This window comes from Pigmentibacter sp. JX0631, assembly GCF_029873255.1.
Classification (GTDB): domain Bacteria; phylum Bdellovibrionota_B; class Oligoflexia; order Silvanigrellales; family Silvanigrellaceae; genus Silvanigrella.
On sequence record NZ_CP123622.1, the window covers coordinates 986126 to 1006790 of the forward strand.

General features: G+C 29.0%; 16 protein-coding genes. 12 read left to right on the forward strand and 4 right to left on the reverse strand.

Features of this window, described 5'->3' with window-relative positions:
* Position 1 precedes the first annotated feature (1 nt).
* From QEJ31_RS04235 to QEJ31_RS04250, 4 genes are read left to right on the forward strand one after another with little or no spacing between them, the layout of a single operon-like run.
* Positions 2-952, forward strand: a complete 951-nt coding sequence (locus tag QEJ31_RS04235; RefSeq protein ID WP_280592531.1) for a class II aldolase/adducin family protein — start codon at positions 2-4, stop codon at positions 950-952.
* Between the two features lie 15 nt (positions 953-967).
* The gene (locus tag QEJ31_RS04240) at positions 968-2527 is read left to right on the forward strand and encodes an NTP transferase domain-containing protein (protein WP_280592532.1); all 1560 of its coding nucleotides are present in this window, start codon (positions 968-970) and stop codon (positions 2525-2527) included.
* 11 nt (positions 2528-2538) lie between these two features.
* Positions 2539-4569 carry a hypothetical protein gene (locus tag QEJ31_RS04245; RefSeq protein ID WP_280592533.1) on the forward strand — a complete coding sequence of 677 codons (2031 nt, stop codon included), beginning with the start codon at positions 2539-2541 and terminating at the stop codon, positions 4567-4569.
* Positions 4569-5216 (forward strand): hypothetical protein, encoded by a 648-nt coding sequence (locus QEJ31_RS04250; protein ID WP_280592534.1) that lies wholly within the window; start codon positions 4569-4571, stop codon positions 5214-5216. Before QEJ31_RS04245 ends, QEJ31_RS04250 begins: the two co-directional genes overlap by 1 nt.
* A gap of 19 nt (positions 5217-5235) precedes the next feature.
* Here the strand turns inward: QEJ31_RS04250 and QEJ31_RS04255 are convergent, their stop codons facing one another.
* Positions 5236-6996 carry a glycosyltransferase family 39 protein gene (locus tag QEJ31_RS04255; protein WP_280592535.1) on the reverse strand — a complete coding sequence of 587 codons (1761 nt, stop codon included), beginning with the start codon at positions 6994-6996 and terminating at the stop codon, positions 5236-5238.
* 398 nt (positions 6997-7394) lie between these two features.
* On the opposite strand from QEJ31_RS04255, the gene QEJ31_RS04260 reads away from it, so the two are divergent.
* The 5 genes from QEJ31_RS04260 to QEJ31_RS04280 all read left to right on the forward strand — a co-directional run bounded on the left by QEJ31_RS04260 (position 7395) and on the right by QEJ31_RS04280 (position 13657).
* On the forward strand, positions 7395-8024 hold the full coding sequence (locus tag QEJ31_RS04260; protein WP_280592536.1) for a hypothetical protein: 630 nt from the start codon (positions 7395-7397) through the stop codon (positions 8022-8024).
* Between the two features lie 233 nt (positions 8025-8257).
* A complete protein-coding gene (locus tag QEJ31_RS04265) occupies positions 8258-9472 on the forward strand; it encodes a hypothetical protein (RefSeq protein ID WP_280592537.1) in 1215 nt (404 codons plus the stop codon).
* 71 nt (positions 9473-9543) lie between these two features.
* Positions 9544-11919: an adenylate/guanylate cyclase domain-containing protein gene (locus QEJ31_RS04270; RefSeq protein ID WP_280592538.1), complete on the forward strand. Its 2376-nt coding sequence runs from the start codon at positions 9544-9546 to the stop codon at positions 11917-11919.
* Positions 11920-11928: 9 nt separating this feature from the next.
* Positions 11929-12363, forward strand: a complete 435-nt coding sequence (locus tag QEJ31_RS04275; RefSeq protein WP_280592539.1) for a GatB/YqeY domain-containing protein — start codon at positions 11929-11931, stop codon at positions 12361-12363.
* A 28-nt stretch (positions 12364-12391) separates the two neighbouring features.
* Positions 12392-13657: an MFS transporter gene (locus QEJ31_RS04280; RefSeq protein ID WP_280592540.1), complete on the forward strand. Its 1266-nt coding sequence runs from the start codon at positions 12392-12394 to the stop codon at positions 13655-13657.
* Between the two features lie 26 nt (positions 13658-13683).
* On the opposite strand, the gene QEJ31_RS04285 is transcribed toward QEJ31_RS04280, so the two are convergent.
* The 3 genes from QEJ31_RS04285 to QEJ31_RS04295 all read right to left on the reverse strand — a co-directional run bounded on the left by QEJ31_RS04285 (position 13684) and on the right by QEJ31_RS04295 (position 15671).
* Positions 13684-14136 (reverse strand): hypothetical protein, encoded by a 453-nt coding sequence (locus tag QEJ31_RS04285; RefSeq protein WP_280592541.1) that lies wholly within the window; start codon positions 14134-14136, stop codon positions 13684-13686.
* Between the two features lie 84 nt (positions 14137-14220).
* Entirely contained in the window at positions 14221-14673 is a 453-nt protein-coding gene (locus QEJ31_RS04290) for a hypothetical protein (RefSeq protein ID WP_280592542.1), read from the reverse strand.
* Between the two features lie 14 nt (positions 14674-14687).
* The gene (locus QEJ31_RS04295; protein ID WP_280592543.1) at positions 14688-15671 is read right to left on the reverse strand and encodes a pyridoxal-phosphate dependent enzyme; all 984 of its coding nucleotides are present in this window, start codon (positions 15669-15671) and stop codon (positions 14688-14690) included.
* Positions 15672-15743: 72 nt separating this feature from the next.
* Between QEJ31_RS04295 and QEJ31_RS04300 the strand changes: the two genes are divergently transcribed.
* The 3 genes from QEJ31_RS04300 (at position 15744) to QEJ31_RS04310 (ending at position 20656) form a co-directional block, all read left to right on the forward strand.
* Positions 15744-17030 (forward strand): 50S ribosomal protein L11 methyltransferase, encoded by a 1287-nt coding sequence (locus tag QEJ31_RS04300; RefSeq protein ID WP_280592544.1) that lies wholly within the window; start codon positions 15744-15746, stop codon positions 17028-17030.
* 2 nt (positions 17031-17032) lie between these two features.
* Entirely contained in the window at positions 17033-18322 is a 1290-nt protein-coding gene (locus tag QEJ31_RS04305) for a hypothetical protein (protein ID WP_280592545.1), read from the forward strand.
* Positions 18323-18862: 540 nt separating this feature from the next.
* Positions 18863-20656, forward strand: coding sequence for an MraY family glycosyltransferase (locus QEJ31_RS04310; RefSeq protein ID WP_280592546.1), 1794 nt, complete (start codon positions 18863-18865; stop codon positions 20654-20656).
* Positions 20657-20665 lie beyond the last annotated feature (9 nt).

The window sequence follows — 20665 nt, forward strand, 5'->3', positions numbered from 1 at the left end:
CATGAGTATAAATGAACTTATTACAGCTTCAAATCTTATTGGAAATAAAATACCATTGTGGAATCAAGGAAAAGGCGGTAACTGTTCTTTTAAAAACAACTTAATAGATAATATTATATGGATAAAAGCATCTGGATACAGATTAGATAAAGTATCTTTAGAATCAGGACTCGTTTCAGTTGATATAGACAAAGCATCTAAAAAACTATTAGAAATATTTCATCAATTTTCAAATAGAGACATTAATTACGATGATGAGAAAGATTATGAGAACATTTTATTAAATTCTGCTTATCATACAAATTCTAATTTAAAACCTTCAATGGAAACAGGACTTCATATTGTCTTAAAAAAAGATTTTGTTTTTCATTTCCACTCAACTGCAGCATTAATAATGTATGAATTTAAAGATAAAACTAATGAATTCTATAAAAAATATCCTCAGTATAAAGTATCTTTTATAAAATTTATACAACCTGGTCTTGAGTTAGCTTATGAAGTATGGAAAAAAAATGAAAGTGATATTTTTATTTTACAAAATCATGGTGTTATTTTACAATCAAACAACATAAATATATTAAAATCATGGGAAATGATGGAAAAAGAATTTTTTCAATTTATAAAACGCCCTGATGTGAATAAATTATACACGTCTAATGCTAATTTTTCCTTAAAAGGCTCATCAGCCCCTCTTAAATTTTACTTCCCCGATTCATTAGTTTTTGAAAATAATTTAATTTCAATTTTAAAATTTATAAAGACAAAAAATGGTCAAAATTATTATGAAATAGATCCTCTCAAAAAAGAATTAGATAAAAATGCTTTTGAGCTTTGGGAAGCCACGTCTTTAATTTATAATTATTTCCCACAAACGTTAGAAATACCCAAAGAAGCGGGAAAAAGAACAATCGATCTTCCTTTTGAAAAACATAGAGTTTCACAAACACAATAATGAGGATTATAAAACATGTCCAAAATAAAAATTCATTTGTTGATTCCCATGTCTGGCGAAGGAATTCGCTTTCAAAATTATGGTTATACTATTCCTAAACCTCTCGTTCCTATTTCTGGTGAACCAATGATATCAAGAGTACTTGATAATTTCCCAGAGCATTGGGAATCACATTTTGTCATATCAGAGAATCATGCAAAAACACAATTACCCAGTATACTAAAAGATCTAAGAAAGAATTGTAACATATCGATAATTCCCCCCCATAAATTAGGTCCTTCATTTGCTGCACTTGAAGCCTTAAAACATATCCCCGTCAATGAACCTGTTTTTGTCAGTTACTGTGATTATGGAATGATTTGGGATAGTAGCCAATTTGAAAGATTTATTGTCGATTCTTCTTGTGAGATCGCCCTTGTTTCTTATCGAGGATTCCATGCTCATTATTTAACAAGCCAAACTTATGCCTATTCAAAAATGAGTGGTGAGTTGGTAGATTGTGTGAAAGAAAAAGGATCTTTTACAGATAATAGAGAGAATGAATTTGCATCTAGTGGTGGATATTATTTTCGTTCAGCTGGTCTATTAAAAGAATGTATTGATTTTCAAGTATCTAAAAATCTCAGCTATAATGGAGAGTTTTACACGAGTTTAACAGTTCAAGCATACTTGCAACAGAATCCATTAGCTCATGTAAGAGTATTTGAAATACCGGGTTTTTTTCAATGGGGAACCCCAGAGGATATTGTAACTTTTGAATATTGGGAAAAAACTTTTCGAGCATACAATCGAAATCAAAGACAACCAATTAAATACACTGAGCAAATAATCATGCCTATGGCAGGAAAAGGCTCTCGATTCTTAGAAAGTTCAAAACGTCCTAAACCATTTATAGATATAGATGGAATTCCAATGTATGAGAAAGCTTTGCAATCATTACCTCAAGCAAAAAAAACGAATATCATTATGCTTGATGAACATAAATCATATATTACTCATTCAAACTATAATTTCACTTCCCTATCCGAAACACCTAACGGTCAAGCATTAAGCACAGAATTCGGTTTCCTTAACGTTGACATGAACAAAGATGTTATTGTTTCCTCCTGTGATCATGCAATTGTCTTGGATAGTCAAGTATGGCAAGAATTTCAAAAGATAAAAGATTGTGACGCGGCTATTTTTACAGTGAAAAGATATCCAGGAGTTGCTAGAACACCCCATTCATATTCATATGTTATCATTGATAATCTAGCACATCCAAACAACTTCCCTCTCGTAAAAGGAATATCATTAAAAGCTCCTACTACAGAAAATCCTTTAGAAGAAGAGCTTCTTGTTGGAACCTTTTGGTTTAAAAAATGTTCTTTATTAAAACAAGGGATTGAAATGTTAAAAACTTCTCATTTTGATCTGAATAAAGAATTGTATCTTGACAGTATTTTTAATGTACTTATTCAAAATAATTATAAAGTATTATCAATACCATTAGATGGATATATTTGCTGGGGAGATCCCCAGGCACTAAAAGAATCGCAATATTGGTATGAAATATTCACATGCAAAAAGGTATAGTAATATAAAATATGAATAAAATAAATTTTATAAAAATAAATTCTATATCCAAAGTATTCTTAATTGGACTATTGCTTCGTTTATTTTGTCTATCTTATGATAATACTCTTTATTTAAGTAAATATTTCATTCCTTTTATCGATTGGAGTATCCTTCATCCTTTCGAAAATCCTTGGAAAGAGTTTCCACCTGTTTATTTTCCATACGGTTCATTTATTTATCTTTCATTGTTATTATCAAAAGCATTTGGTTATCTCATTTTTGGAGCCAGTTCATTAGGAGATACTGTCCTTAGCAATATTTTTATTAAAGCACCTCTCTTTTTATTTGACATATTACTATATAAAGTAATTGAAAAATTTACACATTCCAACAAGAATATCAATTATTTTTATTGGTTAAACCCTATTGTGATTTATGTTACTTATATTCTAGGATCAATTGATATTGTTTCTATGTCTTTGTGTTTTTTGTCGTTACTTTTATTAGTTAGAAAACAGTATATTGCTTCTAGTATAGTTTTATCACTAGCTTGTTTGAGTAAATTTCATATATTTATTATTTATCCATTTATGCTCGCTTACATATATAGGTCTAATTTTTTATCAACTTCAATATTAAAAATAACAAAATCTATTCTAGTTTTTTTAATAATACTCTTTATTGGTCTTATTCCTATTTTACAAAGCGGACATTTATTATACGTATCCTTTGCTTCACCCCAAGCACTAAGTATTTTTTCACTTGCCTACAAAATAGATGATTCCTCATACTTATTTTATGGATTACTGTTCTTGTCAATTATTTTATATCGGCTTGTTTTTTCAGCTAATATTAATGAAAGAGGATTGATTTTTGGAAGCAGTATTATTTTTTCTCTTTTAATCATTATAACACCGCCAGTAGCTAATTGGTATATTTGGTTAGTTCCTTTTTATTGCATATTCTTCATAATGTATAGCAATTCTCCAAAAAAACTATACTATTTATTTATCGCAACTTATACAGTAAAGTTCATAATTTTAAGTCATTTTAAAAATACCCCTATTATTATGAATTCCTTTTTAATAACAGCTCTTCAGTCAATAGTAATTTTAATTGCAATTTACATGTGGATTCTTGTAATTATACATGACTGCCCCATAGGAAAAAAAATAAAACCAATTGTAATTGGGATATCAGGAAATTCAGCCGCCGGTAAAAATACTTTAAGTTTTGTCATTTCCAAACTATTTGAACAAAAAGCTCTCACAGTAATCGATGGAGATGACTATCATAAATGGGAAAGAGGAAATGAAAGATGGGAAAAAATAACTCATTTAGATCCCAAAGCTAATAACCTCCATTATTTATTTACCCACCTTACAAATATTTTTAGAGGAAGATCTATTTATAAAACTTTTTACGATCATAGTAATGGTAAATTTACACCATTTAAAGAAGTAAGATCTTCACCAGCAATTGTACTTCAAGGACTTCATATTTTTTATCAAGCAAAACTTCGCAGATATATTGACATTAAAATTTTTCTTGATCCAAGTGATGAAATTATTTTATATTGGAAAATAAATAGAGATGTCAATGAAAGAAACTATAAACTCAATGACGTATTGAAATCCATTGAAAGAAGATATGAAGACACTAAAAAATATATTACTCCTCAGAAGCAATATGCTGATTGGATAATAAATTATTTCCCATTGCATGAAATATCTAGAGAAGAAATTTTAGCTGGTAAAAAACCAATACTAGCAGTAAAACATATTCTATATAATGACTTTCCAAGTGATGAACTTTCGCATGCTCTTTTAAGCTCTTGTAATGTTGAAATTAAAGTTAATTCCTTTCAAAATGACATTAATAAAATTGAAATAACCATTCTTCAAGAGCCTAGTGCACATGATATTTACAAAGCATCTATTGTACTTTTTGATAATTTGCCATCGTTACTTCGTTTAAGTCACCCTCCAAAATGGAGTTCTGGTTTTCAAGGTATCAATCAACTCATTTTTTTAATCCTAATCAATAAGAGTTATATGTAATGCAACTACCAACTTTCGTTAGACATAGAGTTAATAGTATAAAAGATTTAAGTAATCATGCGCCAAACTGGGGAGCTGAAATTGATATTCGATCAAATGTTAATATCCCAGGGGAGCTTCATCTTTCCCATGATCCATGGACATTAGGAGATAATTTTGACTTATGGCTCAATGCTTTTGTAAAATTAAATATTTCTGGGCCACTTATTCTCAATACTAAAGAAGATGGATTAGAATCAATTCTAATAGAAAAACTTCAAGAAAGAAAAATAACTAATTATTTTTTTCTTGATACTACTCCTCCAACTCTTATAAAATATGCTTTTGGTCTGAATATTAGAAATTTTGCTATTAGAGTATCTCAGTTTGAGAATGTCGAAAATGCTTTATTATTTAAAGATCACGTAGATTGGGTTTGGTTAGATTGTTTTGCTGGTGTCCCTGTAGACATAAACATATTAAAGCCAATCTTACTGCATTTTAAAGTGTGTATTGTTTCACCTGAACTCCAATCATGTCAATTAGAAGATAATTATTTAAAATTTCTTCCTCTAGTTCAAAAAGCTAAGTTAATTTGCACAAAGTCTCCTAATTTTTGGTTAAATAAAATGTTAGACAATAATAAATCTAGAGAAGTCCAGTATTAATTATCAATTTTCAAAAAATTTAGAAACGTTTCATTAAAACTAATGGCAAAGAATAAATATTATTAATAATTTTCCATTCCTTCCAACCATTTTTAATCAGTTCAGGTATTAAACTTGTACTATTTGGATGAATAACTAACACTTTAATATTTGAATTATTTTGTATACAATGAATTAAATCTTGAGAAGGCTTACAATATAAAACTTGATCATAAATCAATCTAGAACTTAAATATTGTTTTATAGTATAATCATTAATGATAACTGAAAATACAATATAACTTGGATCTATAACAAACTCATTCCCTGCCAATCCATTGGCTTTTAATTCCTTAAAAACAAGATCATAATTGACTGGAAATTGAGAAATAACTCCATTCTTATAAATAGGCAAGTTATTTTTAATAGAATCTCCTAAATTAATTTTTACAAATTTTATTTGATAAATATTATACAAATTATAACAAATTATAAATATTAAAACAAATGCTGTATATTTATGAAAATATTTATAAATTAAAGACACTATGTAAACAAAGCCTAAAACAAAAAATGGAGCTACATACTCTGCTTGATATCTCCCCCCCCCCCAGAGAGTACAATTTATAGAGTAAAATAAGCAATATCCAAGAATAAATAACATTAGAGCTAATAAATGATTTAATATATTTTTTCTTGCAGTTGGAATAAATGAAAACAATGCAATTACCACCCCACCAATTCCAATTGCATTAGAGATAGATAAATATGGTATTTCAGTTCTAAAAGATAATATAATTCGTTCTAATACATTATAGTGTAAAGGAATAAAAAAACACTCACCGGGCGAATAAGAAGCAGGAGAAGATGAATATAACAATCTAATTATATAAGGAATAGCAGACAGAATAGGTAATAAAAAAATTAATAAATTTTTATAAGTATAATTATATTCTCTTCTTTTAATAATTATGAGTATAAAAATTGGTATAACTGCTAAAATAGCTGTATGACGAATTAAAGTAAAAATTGAGATAATAGAAACTATTCTTATTATATTTTCAATTGTAAGAGAGCTACTATATTTATAGATAAATAGTAATGACAAACTCCAAGCACAACCAGACCAAATAGAGAACTCAAGTATAGTAGATGAATACCATAGAACAGGAATAGTAACAACACATAAACTTGATAGAAAAGATAAAAAAAATGAAAAATTATTTCTTATAATTTTAAAGACTGTAAAGCCTAAAAGTAATAAACATAAAATTTGAGGAAGGAAAAATTGATAATTATTCACCAAACTAATAGAACTAAAAAAAGACGGAAGCAGAGTTCTTAGAGGTGGATGAAATTCAGTAAAACTATAACCACCAAAATACCTAAAAGAAAACAAATAAAGAAAAATAAAAATACAATTAAAAAAAACATAAATATGCCATGTTTTTTTTAATAATTTATTATGAATAATAAACAAAACATAAAAAAACATAATTAAACCAATATTTACAAAAAAAAGAGGCCACTTAAAAAAAAGACTATCTATATTTAATTGTGAATATATATCAAACTTAGATAAATGATATAATATATTTTTAGTTATTTCTATCGAATAAAATTTTGAAAAATAAGCATGATATATTTGATCTCCAGTTAATGAAAAATCAAACAATTCATTATACGAAAAAAGAATTAAAAAAAACAAAATACCTAAGATAACGATAATATCTATTTTTCTAAGAACAATTACATCTTTATATTTTTCATTAGTCAGTGATAAATATAATAATAAATTCATTATTGACAACAAAATAAAAGGCTCAAAAAAAATAATTATCTTATTTGTACTAGGTATAATAAGTAAAATATTAAAGCCGCGTTGTAATGTGTAACTAAATATAAAACATAATAATATAATTTTAAACCAGTTTAAATTTATATAAATTAGATTTTCTTTCATAAAATTTGTTTGAAAATAAGTTTTGATAATTAACCCCTTTCATGTTAAGTGATTTATCAAGATTATCTTTAGCCTCATCAGATTGACTAAAAATATGTTACTTTGTTTTGAAGAGTTTCAGCTTTCAAAGGAAAGTCCTCAAAAGCTTTATATAAACAGTAACTTATTTAAGCTCCAAAAAAATACTATATATTACTTTTGTTAAAGAGGAAGAATAAATGAGAGCATAACATTTATTGACAAATATAATAATATTTGCTATCAGCATCTCTGCTGGGACTGAAGATGAAATAATAATAGAGCGGAAAGAAGTATCTTCTTGCGAGTTATCTGAACCTTTAAATATAGAAGAATTAGGATATACCCATGTAGCACAAATAGAAATATTAAAAGATATTACTGAAAATAAAATACACCATCAAACAAAATTAATAAGATCTAACACAATATGCCCTTCTTGCGGAAAAACAACTAATAAACATGGTACTTTTACTTCAAATTTTCATTCTGTATTTAGTGATCATAAAGTTCAAATTCAAAGAAGAAATTGCAATTGTGGTTGGACAAATAAGTTTACGCTTGAGGGGCTATTTGGGTCTGCATTTCACCCTGATCTATTGAAATTGCAGTGTGAATTTGGTTCAGATAATAGTTTTAAGCGAGCAGAAAATCTTTTAAAAGCTCTAAATACAAGACATCGTCCAGTAAATAATCATGTTCGTATTTCAAAAACAATTGAAAAAATAGGTTCTATAATAGGAGAATTTAAGACAGAAAATCCTGTGCAAACAGAAAATTATGGCATGGAAATAGCAAAGATTGCAAAGAAAAACTTTTATATATCAGAAATGAATTGGGAGAAATAGAAAATAAGAAGTTAAATAATTTAACTGAATACCTTGTTAGGAATGAACATTACCTTATAAATTATGAAGAACAAAGGAATAATAATCTTCCCTATACCAGCAATGTAATATTAGAGAATTACAACTAACCAATATAATACATTGATTATATTGGTTTTAAAATAAATTATTAAGAAAAGCTAAATCATCCCGATAACCGTACATGCTACTTAATGCAAAGGGAGGACTTCACTTTGGTAATTAAAAAAGTGGCTCAAAAATCTACTGATTCCTTGGCTTCTATTAGAATGTTTCTTGTGGAAAATAGTAGAACAAATTCAGCAAAAGAAGTCAGAAATAATGTCCTAGTAGCATATAAAAATCTTTCTGAGGTTGAGAAAGATTATTGTAGTAAATTTACAGCAGATCTTCTTCTTTCAAAATTTAAAAGACATGATAAATTCACAGAATATCTTCATTCCTACATAATGCTTTCAGCACAAGAAAAAGATTGGGATCATACTTTAAAACTTTATGATCTTCTTTTGAAAGAAGAAAACTCTTACTTTTTTATCAAAAAGTTAAGTGAAGCATTGATTGAATTAGTGAATCATGAATTCGAAAATGAATTTATAAATGAAACTATGTTAGCTCACTATCTTACCTTACTTGTTAATATTGCAATTACAAATCATAGTTTAATAGAAAAAAACAAGTATGATAGAATTCAAATAGAAGGTATTATAGATTATATTTCTTCTAATATTATAGCTATGTGCAATGTTAATAGTATTGAAATAAGAATTGCAGCAGTTATTCTCCTCAATAAAATTTCAGGAAAAGGGAATTACAATCTCCAAAAAATTCTTTCTCGATTTGGTCAGACTTTATTGGAGCATATTTTTCAAAAATATTTTCAAAATGCTGAAAGCAAAGATATTGCATTTAATTTTTTTAATGCTCATTTTGAAATATTCATTTCTAGTTCCCCTTATTTGGCAGAAATGACTAATTCTGTTATGCAAAGTCAAATGTTAAAAAATGAGAAAGTTTTTTTAGACTTTCTAGTTCACTATATAGATAATCATCATAATAATATAGATGTTTTAAAGTCATTATCAATTCATCTATCTTTTCTTCTTAGAAGAAGCTGTGATTTAAATAAACAAGATTTAATTAGATATTTAATAGATCTTATCTTTAAAAATCTTGAATTAATTCAAAATAATTCAGAAATTTTATTTGTAGAAAGCTTTGAAAATGTTATAGAAATTTTGTCAAAAGTCCATTCTAAAAATATTAGAGAAGCGATAAATTTAATAACAAAATATTACCTAGATAAAAATAAAAAACAGACCAAGACACCTAATAATAAAATAATAAATATTTCCTCTAAAAGATTAAAAAAATCTACCCAAAAAGATGAAAATAAAAGTTACTTTGATGAGATCTTTCTTTTGGCAAAATAACACATTTTTTCCTATTTGTTGAACTTTGAAATATCCATAATAGTAGAAAGAAAATACTAAAAGGATTCGCAATGAGCACAAAGCAATCAACATCAGAGCATTCTCAGAAAAAAAGTAAATTATTTCATTTTCTTCTAAAACCATCTTCATTTAAAGTTGGAATTATTCTTACTGCCTTATCTTTATTTTTTTTAGTAAGACATTACACTTTGCCAAAAAATTCAATTGACATTGTTGGACAACTAGAAAGAGAGCTATACGATATAAGATTTAAATTAAGAGGACAAAGAGAATTTACTGGAATTGTTGGCACACTTTCTGCAGATGACAAAAGTTTGGAGAAATTTGGGCGTTGGCCTTTTCCCAGAGGAGTATATGCTCAAGCGTTTGAAAATCTAAAAAATGCAGGAGTTAAATGGATAGGTTTTGATGTTTTCTTTTCTGAACAATCGCATAGACTTTTAAAAGAATCTGTTCCTGAATTAAAAGAAATTATTAAAAATAACTCTTACTCTTCTGAAAAATATGACAAGTTATTTTTAGATTTAGAAGAATTTAGTCCGGGTGATGTTTCTTTAGGGAAAAGTATAGAATCTTTTGGAAAAATTGCTCAAGGTTTTTTTTATGTCGAACATGCAAATCAAATAAAAGATTCTAGTTATGATTGGTATACAAGCTTTTTACGTTTAAAAAACTCCGCTATTGATTTTTTGGATTTTCCTACAGGATATAAACTAGCAAATTATCGGGATATTCTTTCTCCAGGAGTTGTAACCAATACTGCAGTTATTGCTGGTAAAGCAAAATATATGGGTTTTGCGAATAATCAATCGGACAGCGATGGCATGATAAGAAAATCAACCTTAATTCGAGGTATTGAACCAATAAATAAATTTGGCGAGAAATTAGCTCCTCCCATTTTGGTTCCCAGTTTGGCTTTATCTTTGGCAGCTAACTACCTAGAAAGCGCAATTATTGTCCACTTTGATTCTGCCGGAGTCGATTCAATTGAATTATATCCGAGCGATAATAAGAAAAAACAAATTAAAATTCCTGTTTACTTTGATGGATTAGGAAAACTTCTAATTAATCACTATGCTGAATTTTCTAAAATACCTCAAATTTCTCTTGTTGATGCTTATGATAATAAACTACCAAAGAATATTCCTAAAATATTAGTATATGGAGGAACTGCAACGGGTACGAATGATAAAAGACCTTCACCATTTGATGAAAACTTTGATGGAGTTGGGCATCATGTCGCCATAATAGAAAATATTTTAACTCAAAATTTTATGCAAAGACCCTTATCTGCTCCAGTCATCGAAGTTTCCTTATTACTAATATCAGGAATTATTTTTTCTTATGCATTAAAATACTTAAATGCTTTAAAATCTTCAATATTTATTATCTCAGTGTTACTTTCCTTTTTTTATATTGACGAACATTATCTTTTTGGCAAAGGTAACTGGTATTATGCTGGCATGTTTTATGTGCAAAGCATTTCTATTTACTTTGGGATAACAGTTTTTAAATATTTTACTGAAGAAAAAGAAAAGAAAAAGGTTCGAGGAGCCTTTCAACACTATTTAAACCCCGCAGTCATTAATCAGCTATTAGAACATCCTGAGCGATTAAAATTAGGTGGCGATAAAAAGTTTATGACTGTTTTTTTCTCAGATGTTCGAGGATTTACAACGATTAGCGAAAGCCTAACTCCAGAGAAATTGACCTCTGTATTAAATGAATATTTTACCCCGATGACAAAAATAATATTAGATTCCAATGGTTTATTAGATAAATACATTGGAGATGCTATTATGGCTGTTTGGGGAGCACCTATTCCAATAGAGGATCATGCTGATAGAGCTTTAATATCGAGTTTAAAAATGCTTGATGAGCTTGAAAAACTGCAGAAAAAATGGGCTGCTGAAGGTTTGCCTTTTTTAGATATTGGGATTGGACTGAATACCGGTGACATGGTTGTAGGAAATATGGGGAGTGATCAACGTTTTGACTATACTGTTCTTGGGGACTCTGTAAATTTAGGTGCACGATTAGAAGGTATCAACAAAAACTATGGTACAAGAATTATTTGTTCTGAATTCACAGTTAAATCATTAAAAAACCCGCAAAAATTTCTCCTCAGAGAATTGGATAATATTCAGGTCAAAGGAAAAAATGAACCTGTACGTATTTTTGAGGTGATGCGCTTCATAGAAAGTGATAGACAAAAAGTTATAGAACTTGTTAAGTTGTTTGAAGAAGGCTTAGCCTTCTATAGACAGCAAGAGTGGGATTTAGCAATTCAAAAATTTAACTCAGCCATTCAGCTTAATAATGGCAGCGATCCTCCCAGCAAAGAATTCATTGAACGCTGCAATTATTTAAAGCAAAAAGGTCTAGAAAAAGATTGGAATGGCGTATGGGTCTTCAAAACAAAATAGGTACGCATTATGTCTTCATTAAAAGAAACGTTAACAAACGATTTAAAAACCGCATTAAAAAGCCAAGACAAAGAACTCACTGCTGCAATCAGAATGCTCATAAGTGCAATTCAATATGGACAAACAGCAGCCAAGCCTGTTCCTGAATTTGATTCTGTCCTAGGTTATAGAAAACAACTTGCAGATTCACTAGAAATGTTTCCTAAAGATGGCGAAAAATATATTCAAGTACAAAAAGAATTAGAAATTGTTGACAGATATCTTCCAAAACCTCCAACTGACGCAGAATTGAATGATATTATTTCTATCAATTTAGCAAAAATTCAACCTCAAGAAAAACCAAATATTGGAATAATAATTAAAGAAATTAAAAATAAATTTCCAACTTGTGATGCCAAAGCTGCTATGGCACTTATTCAAAAGGCTATTTCAGAAAAAAAATAATAATTGAATATATTTTTATAGGATGAATATGACTACTCATCAACAATCTGATAAAAAGACTTTGTTTCTTTGTTCTTTAGGTGGCGCTTTTGAGTTCTATGATTTTTCTCTTTTTGCTATTATGTCGCCTATTATTAGCCAGCATTTCTTTGATAGTTCAGATCCTAACTTAGCTTTAATAAAATCATATGGAGTCCTAGCTACAGGTTATTTTGCTCGTTTTCTTGGAGGTTTTTATTTCAGCCATCTTGGTGATACCTCCGGTAGAAAAAAGCCCTTTATGTGGACTTTGTTTTTAATGGCTTTACCGACATTAAGCATTGCTTTCTTGCCTACTTATCAACAAATTGGAATCATTGCTCCACTTTTTTTAATCTTTTTTAGAATTATTCAAGGATTTGCTTTAGGAGGAGAAGCACCTTGTGCTATGACTTATATTCATGAATATTCAAGTGATAAAAAAAGAAGCTTATCAATGAGCATTTTATTTTGTGGAATATTATTAGGTTCATTTTTTGCTTCTCTTATCAATACATCTTTAACATCTCTACTTGCAAAAAGCGATTATGAAAGTTGGGGTTGGAGAATTCCTTTTGCTATAGGTGGAATTTTAGGATTAATAGGTCTTTATTTAAGAAAAAATTTGCAGGAAAGTAAAATTTTTATTGCATGTAAAAATGAAAATAAATTATCAAAAACTCCATTTTTTACTCTTCTAAAAAATAATTATAAAAATGTTTTTTTAGGCATTACAATTTTGTTACCTTCGGCCACTGCATTTTTACATTTTTTAATATTATCATCTGCAAATCTGCAAAAAAATTATAATTTTAATAAACAAGACATTCAAGAAATTGTTTCTTTAGGATTTTTAGTTAATGCATTTTCTTGTGTTTTTTTTGGATACTTTGCTGACAAAATAAATCCAAAGAAGATATATTCAACTGGTATAGTTTGTTTATTTATTTTAACTGTTATTTCATCTTCTATTTTTAGTACGCAAAACTTTTTTTATTTAAGTATTTATATTTTTATTTTAGCTATTGTATTGGGAAGTTGTGTTGGTACTGTGTTCCATCTTTTAGCAAATTTATTTTCTACCCATACAAGAACTTCTGGTATTGCCTTATGTATGAATACTACAAATGGTCTTTTTATTGGTCTAACACCTATAGTATTTACCGAAATACTAACAAAGACCAATTTTAAACTTTTTCCAAGTTATTATATATGCTTTTTGTGTTTTATAGGATTAATAAGTATAAGCTTAACAGGCAAAAGGAAATTTCAGTAATTAAATGCAAGAATTGCAATTCTCATTTAAAATGAGTAACTTAAACTCACACCCATAGCCAATTGATTTAATTTTTCAACTTGAAAAAAGTCAGAAGATGACTCGGTTTTTATATCAACTTCAGCTTTATTTTCTGGTAAAAGAGTTAACAATGGGGATGCTTGAAATCCTGGTTTTTCTTTATTTAAAGTATGTTTTTGGTTACAATCAGATAAAGATAGTTCCACAATTCCAACCACAGCACCCACACCTGTACCGATTAAAGTAGCAGTTGCAAGATTTGCTGCTATATTATTTGAATTTTGGTTTGCAACTAGAACAAGAGCTCCAACTCCTAAACCTAAACCGGCACCAAAAAGAGTGTCCCGAAAGATAACAGGCCCTACATCACAGGCTGCATTTGCTTGTTGCATTACAGGAAATATAGCTAAACAAGTTACTATAGAGAGTTTAAGTTTCTTTATTAATTTATTTTTCATAAAAACACCAATTGTGAACTATAAGAAAAAATCAAACTTTTTGTTTGAAAGAAGAGAATAAACAAAAATAAAAATATTTGCAAATCAATTGCCTTTTGAATGTTCCTTCAATTTTTGCAGAAAAGCTTCGTCAAAATCAGCAGCTATCACACTTTCATCTATTCCGCCATTAGAAATATATTGTACTGCTAATTGGAGGAAGTTCTTCTCATTTCCTAATGAAAGATATTTCACTGCTTGAGGAAATAGATACCAACTAACAGCACAAATTTCATTTGCTATTTGAATTGTTTTTGGCAACTGAGATACATCCTCAACCTTTGCCCATTCAACTAAATATTTTATTGTTTCACCTTTATTGATGTAAAAATCAAAGTCATTTTTTCTTTTACAGAAATTAGTTTCAATAAATTTTTGGAGCTCGTTTCTTTCAACAGCAAAAGTTGGAATTCCTACCGTAGTTGAAATAGCAAATAGTATTTTTGGATATGAATCATTTCTAGAAAAAACTGAATAAAACAAAATTTTCAAACTCATATCCTTTTAATTCCTTACTTTGAGAAAATATTATTCGGTAGAACAGCTTGCTTAAAGGAGTTTTTTTGCAACCAATCATTGTCCATCATTTTAGTCATGTAATTGCGAATGCCATCTGGTAAAATTACAACTAATTTGGAGCCAGCAGGAACCTCTGGTAAAATTTCACTTACACCAAATAAAGCAGTACCTGAGCTTCCTCCGCATAAAAAGCCTTCCTCACGAATAGCTTTCCTGGCCCAGTGAAAACTAGGTTCATCAGTAGTTTTCACCCATTTATCTATCAAGTTCACCGCTAATGCCTTAGGAAAAAAATCGTATCCAATTCCTTCTACTTGATAAGTTGAAACCTCAGTTCCACCACCTAAAATACTTCCTACTGGATCACAACCAATTATGTTGCAACTAGGTTTAAGCTCCTTAAACTTTTTTGCAATCCCAGAAATAGTACCACCAGTTCCAGCCCCAGCAACCAAATAATCAGGAACACAGCCCAAATCATCGATTATTTCTTGTGCAGTGTACAAATAATGCGCTTCTGCATTTGATGGGTTGGCATATTGATCTAGAACATGGGCGTTTGGCAATTCTTTAGCAAGTCGATTGGCTACAGAGATGTGACTTTCTGGTGCATCAAAAGCAGCTTCCGTAGGAGTGCGAATAATTTCAGCTCCTAACGCAGCAAGAACAACTTGTTTTTCTTTACTCATTTTTTCTGGCAAAGTTATAATAACTCTATACCCTAATACGGCACCAGCTAAAGCTATACCTATACCTGTATTCCCGCTTGTGGGTTCAATTAATATATCTCCAGGTTTGATACGTCCAGACTTTTGTGCATCTAAGACCATTTGGTAGCCAATTCTGTCTTTAACAGACCCCCCTGGATTCATAAACTCACATTTTGCATAGATCTCAACCCCAGGTTTATGAAATAAGCGATTTATCTTTACAAGTGGAGTTTTCCCAATGGACTCTAAAATATTTTTTGTTTGCATTTTAATACCTTCCTATGCGACTAGTTGGAGTCGGCTTTTATTCAAAATGCTATTAACTCAAAAAGGGTAAATATGTCCAAGCAATCAGCGAAACAGAAAAAAATCAATTTAAAAGTTGCCAAAGGACTTCGTCTTCGAATTGCAGAAGATGGAAACATTTATGGATCTATTTCTAGCTCTTCTGGAGAATTTTTTATTGCTCCAGAAGTACTCACCCTTCTTACCTTACTTGCTAATTGCAAAAATTCACTTTTAGTTAATGATCTTCCTAAACTTTTAAAACAAAATTATCAAGGACTGCAAGCTAATCTTCCTACCAATGAAGAATGCGAACAACTATTAAGTGACCTACTAGGAGCTGGCGTACTTGTTAGTGATGAAGTGCAATCTGTAAAGCATATGCAAAACGATGGATTTGGTGATCCTTGGGCGCAATGGACAATGCTAGCGGATACTCCACGATGTGATGCCTACTATAAAGCACTTTCTAAAAAAGTAACTGAGAAAACAATTGTATTAGATGTGGGATCTGGATCTGGATTATTGTCTGCAATTTCTCTCCATTTAAAAGCTAAAAAAGTTGTTGCTATTGAAGAAACAAATGCTGCAAAATATATTCAACCAATCCTCCAAAATCTTCGCTTAGATATCAGTAAAAATCGATTTATTTTACACAATAAGAATAGTTTTGATGTCACTTTGTCAGAAGATATTTCTTTAATTGTAAGTGAACTATTTGGAAATGATCCTTTTCAGGAAGGAATTCTACCGACATTAAGAGAAACAGCACAAAAATTTTCAAATCAAAACATTAATTATATTCCTGAAAAATTGACTGTATTTGCTCAAATTATAGATTTAAAACAGCATGCTGCAAAAAATAGAATTCAAAGTTTTCAATCTTTAAAAAAAGAAGAAAACAATTTTTTATCGCAATTTTTCCAATCAGCATTAAATGCTTTAGATCTTGATGAAATTTCTTTTTCATTACCATTAACTAGCAATGATTTTACAACTATTTCCCAACCAGTGGAATTGGGATTATCTGCTCTAAATCCCCCACCAGTTTATTCAAAAAAATTCAACCCGTTTCATGGTAGAAAAGAAATTCATATTGAAAAAGATTCTTCTACTAGCATTTGCATTATATGGTTTAGAGTTCATTTGTTAAAAGATATTAGCATTTCATCTCTTATAACTGAAAGTGACGCTTGCGACCATTGGAGTCCAATTGTAATTCCCTTGAAAAAAAGTCTACAAAAAAATGATAAATTGGAAATCGAATATGAATTGAATGATTTAGAAAATTTTTTAAATTGCAAAATTTATAAGAAAAAAGAATTGATAGGATCTAGATAAATATGGATATTATAAACTTAGAAAGACAGATAAAAAAGAATATTTATGGAAAACCGCAAACAGCTAAATTATTTTATCCACCTGGATTCGGCGAAACGGCTAAAAGTGAACTCAGTACAATCTTAGCAAATCTTTGGTATCCACAAAACACAAAAAATACTTATGAATTAAATGCTAAATATATTGACTTAAAAGACACTCACATTTCAGTTTTAATGGAAATAATATTGCGTACAAAATGTTTATCAGATGTTCATTTAGTTTTAACGTATGAAAAATGTCATAACAAGGATGAATTTCGAAAAATTTGTTCTAGTATCAAATGGAATTACTATTTAGAAAAAAACCTAAATATAAAAATTAAAGTTAATTCAACAGCCAGTAAGGCCTTTCACGAATCTAGCTTAAAAGAAATAGCAAATGAAATATTATCTCCACTCGTAAATAATATATACTCTGGAGAAAAATCTAATGAAGATACCGTTATCAGCTTTGAATTATATAAAGATAAGTTAACTACTAGTATTTCTCTTGCGGGACAACCCTTATACAAACGAGGATACAAAAAAGATTTAAAAACATTAGCTCCTTTGCGCGAAGATCTTGCAGCTTGTTGCATTCAAAAGTTTTTTAACACCTTAAAACAAAAAGATATTCATAATATTCCTGATAAAGTCTATGTGCCTTTCGCAGGCAGTGGTACACTTGCATTTGAAACTCATTTTTATTTGAATAATATTAATAATCATTATTTTGAACGTGAATATGTTTTTATGAAGCTTCCATTTTTTAAAAAAGAAAATTACAACTTTCTCATAAAAAAATCCTCTGAAATAATGAAAACTTTCAATGATATTGAAATACTTTGTATTGATACTGCCGAGTCTGCAGTAAAAAATAACCTTGAAAATATAGAAAATTATTTAACTCTAAAAAATCAATTTTCTTCTGCAAAACTAAATATAAAAGTCGAAAAAAATGACTTTTTTCAAAACAACTCTTTTACCTTAAACCAAAATTTTGACTTTCTATTTATCCCCTTAAACCCTCCCTATGGTTTACGAATTCAAAACAAACTTAACTCAACGCATTTCTATCAAAAAATTGCCCAAACCCTCAACCAGTTAAATGAATGTAAGACTGAAGAACAGAAACACATAGGTGGATTTATTCTTTGCCCAACTGAAGAAGCATGGTCATCATTTTTAAAAACTTTAAAATTTAATACAAAAGACACATATCATTTTACTCAAGGAGGGCTTGATATTAGAGTTTGTCAGTTTTATTCATGATTAAAAATCTAACGTAAGAGAAGAAAATAAATTTAGAAAAGCTACATTTGAGAATGTTCTATGCAAACCAGAGACACCCCTTATTCCAAATATGATCCTTAGATGCATGATTAAAATTACATATTGGTTTAGAAAATATGAGGTATGATACGTTTTTACATAATTTGTGGTATAAAGTTATTGTTTATCTGTGTGCACTAAAAAGATGAACCTAATGGTAGTGGCTTATTAAGCCATAAGAAACGATCAATATGTTTATAACAATAAATAATAGATTTGCATTAGGATAAAAAAATATGCTACTATTTGAGAAATATAGTAAATGAGAATAATATGAACTTTAAAAATATCAAAGACCTTAGGCTTGTATTTTACAAAAATTTAGATAGAGAAAAAATTATAGCATTCAGTGGCAATGCTGTTGCAAAAGGTTTAATGGACAAGTTGAGGTTTTTTGTAAGATACAGAATACTTGTTCAAATTAGCTCTAACAATAAAGTTATAACTTATTTTTAACCGCTATACATCGGGAGTTTTATTTTGATAGGGATTTATATTCTCCTCATTTTTTTTACTGCGTTTGTTTTATCCTTGTTATTAGTGCCATTAATAATTAAATTTGCGAAAGTCAATAAACTATATGATTTACCAGATTTAGTAACTGAAAAAAATCAAATAAACCCTAATGTTTTAAATTACGAAAGTTCCTTTGATCCGCCAAGAAGAATTCACACAAAACCGATACCAAGACTTGGAGGAGTTGCAATTATTATTGGATTTTTTTCCAGCCTCATCATCTGGAAATTTCCTTTAAACATGGTCGGTATATTTATATGCTCATTTATTATGTTCTTAACTGGATTTATTGATGATATCAAATCTCTTTCAGCAAAGTTTAGACTTTTTATACAAGTAACAACTTCTTTAGCAGTTGTGTTAATATCTAATTTACAAATTCATTCCATTGCATTGAGTCAAACAACTTTCTTGCAAATACCTTTTGCATTAGGATTAATATTATCAACCTTTATTATAATTGGTGCAATTAATTCAATTAATATGATCGATGGTCTTGATGGATTAGCTGGAGGTGTAGTTCTAATCGGCATATCTCTATTAAGTTATATCTACTTTTTGTCAACCCATAATTTAAACTTACTAATTGTTTTTAGTATTCCTATTATAGGAGCTATACTTGGTTTTTTAAAATACAATACACATCCTTCCAGTATATTTATGGGAGACTCAGGTAGTAATTGGTTAGGATTTATGGTTGGTGTATTTATAATACTTATTATGAATAATTTCACTATTTCAGAAAATATCAGTAAGTTAGATATAATTAGTAATTCTTCGATGCAATTTATACCCATAATTAGTATAGTATTATGTCTATCAATTCCAATTTTTGATACAGCTCATGTAATTCTATTAAGGTTATTTGAAGGTAAAAACCCAATGAAGCCTGATAAAAGACATTTTCACCATTCTCTAATGAAAATTGGATTTACACATTCACAAAGTGTTATTATTGTATATTTTTTAATGCTATTTTTTGGAATACTCGGAATATTACCTGTTGCATATCCTCAATATGGCCTTACCTGGACTCCTTATGCAGGAATAATATTGCTTATAATTTGTATAACATTTTCAGTTAAATTAAATGAAGGATTTATTACAAATTTAGCTGGATATAAATTATTCTTAGCTTCTCAAAAAACGACTGGTCCAAGAATATCATTCATTTTAAAATATTGGGAACATTTAAATCGATATACTATATATTCTATTTTACTTGCAACGCCTTTTTTATCTGATATAGCACCAAAAAATGTTGCTTTAGCTTCTGCTGCTATGTGTTTTGTTATGATTTGCACAGTTTTTATAAGAAAATCTGACAGCTTTTTTGAATCATTTATCATAGCTATATCAACTACAATTTTACTTACCGCAAACAATTCAAATATCATTTGGATAGAAATTTTTAGTAATAAGTACAATTTACAAGAGGCATATAATGTTTTATTTATTTGGCTTCTAATAAGTACATTACTATTTTTTATCGTCACCTTCAAACGCAAGTATTTAGTTATTGCTCCAACAGATTTTCTTTTAGCAATTTTACCACTTATACTTCTTTTATTACCCATTGAAATTCAAAATGAATACAAATTAAATATTATCGCTTTAAGAAGTCTTGTTTTATTTGCAGCCCTAAGAACATTATCTAAAAGACATAATACCTTTTTTTACAAAGTTCATTTTATCTGTATAATAGCATTAGGCTGGATAGCTTTAACTAGTTTAGCAGGATTAAGATTGGTGCATTAAATATACCTG

Bases quoted from the DNA above. Each gene is read 5' to 3' on its own strand.
- QEJ31_RS04235 (WP_280592531.1), top strand. From the start codon at position 2: ATGAGTATAAATGAACTTATTACAGCTTCAAATCTTATTGGAAATAAA.
- QEJ31_RS04240 (WP_280592532.1), top strand. From the start codon at position 968: ATGTCCAAAATAAAAATTCATTTGTTGATTCCCATGTCTGGCGAAGGA.
- QEJ31_RS04245 (WP_280592533.1), top strand. From the start codon at position 2,539: ATGAATAAAATAAATTTTATAAAAATAAATTCTATATCCAAAGTATTC.
- QEJ31_RS04250 (WP_280592534.1), top strand. From the start codon at position 4,569: ATGCAACTACCAACTTTCGTTAGACATAGAGTTAATAGTATAAAAGAT.
- QEJ31_RS04255 (WP_280592535.1), bottom strand. From the start codon at position 6,996: ATGAATTTATTATTATATTTATCACTGACTAATGAAAAATATAAAGAT.
- QEJ31_RS04270 (WP_280592538.1), top strand. From the start codon at position 9,544: ATGAGCACAAAGCAATCAACATCAGAGCATTCTCAGAAAAAAAGTAAA.
- QEJ31_RS04275 (WP_280592539.1), top strand. From the start codon at position 11,929: ATGTCTTCATTAAAAGAAACGTTAACAAACGATTTAAAAACCGCATTA.
- QEJ31_RS04280 (WP_280592540.1), top strand. From the start codon at position 12,392: ATGACTACTCATCAACAATCTGATAAAAAGACTTTGTTTCTTTGTTCT.
- QEJ31_RS04285 (WP_280592541.1), bottom strand. From the start codon at position 14,136: ATGAAAAATAAATTAATAAAGAAACTTAAACTCTCTATAGTAACTTGT.
- QEJ31_RS04290 (WP_280592542.1), bottom strand. From the start codon at position 14,673: ATGAGTTTGAAAATTTTGTTTTATTCAGTTTTTTCTAGAAATGATTCA.
- QEJ31_RS04295 (WP_280592543.1), bottom strand. From the start codon at position 15,671: ATGCAAACAAAAAATATTTTAGAGTCCATTGGGAAAACTCCACTTGTA.
- QEJ31_RS04300 (WP_280592544.1), top strand. From the start codon at position 15,744: ATGTCCAAGCAATCAGCGAAACAGAAAAAAATCAATTTAAAAGTTGCC.
- QEJ31_RS04305 (WP_280592545.1), top strand. From the start codon at position 17,033: ATGGATATTATAAACTTAGAAAGACAGATAAAAAAGAATATTTATGGA.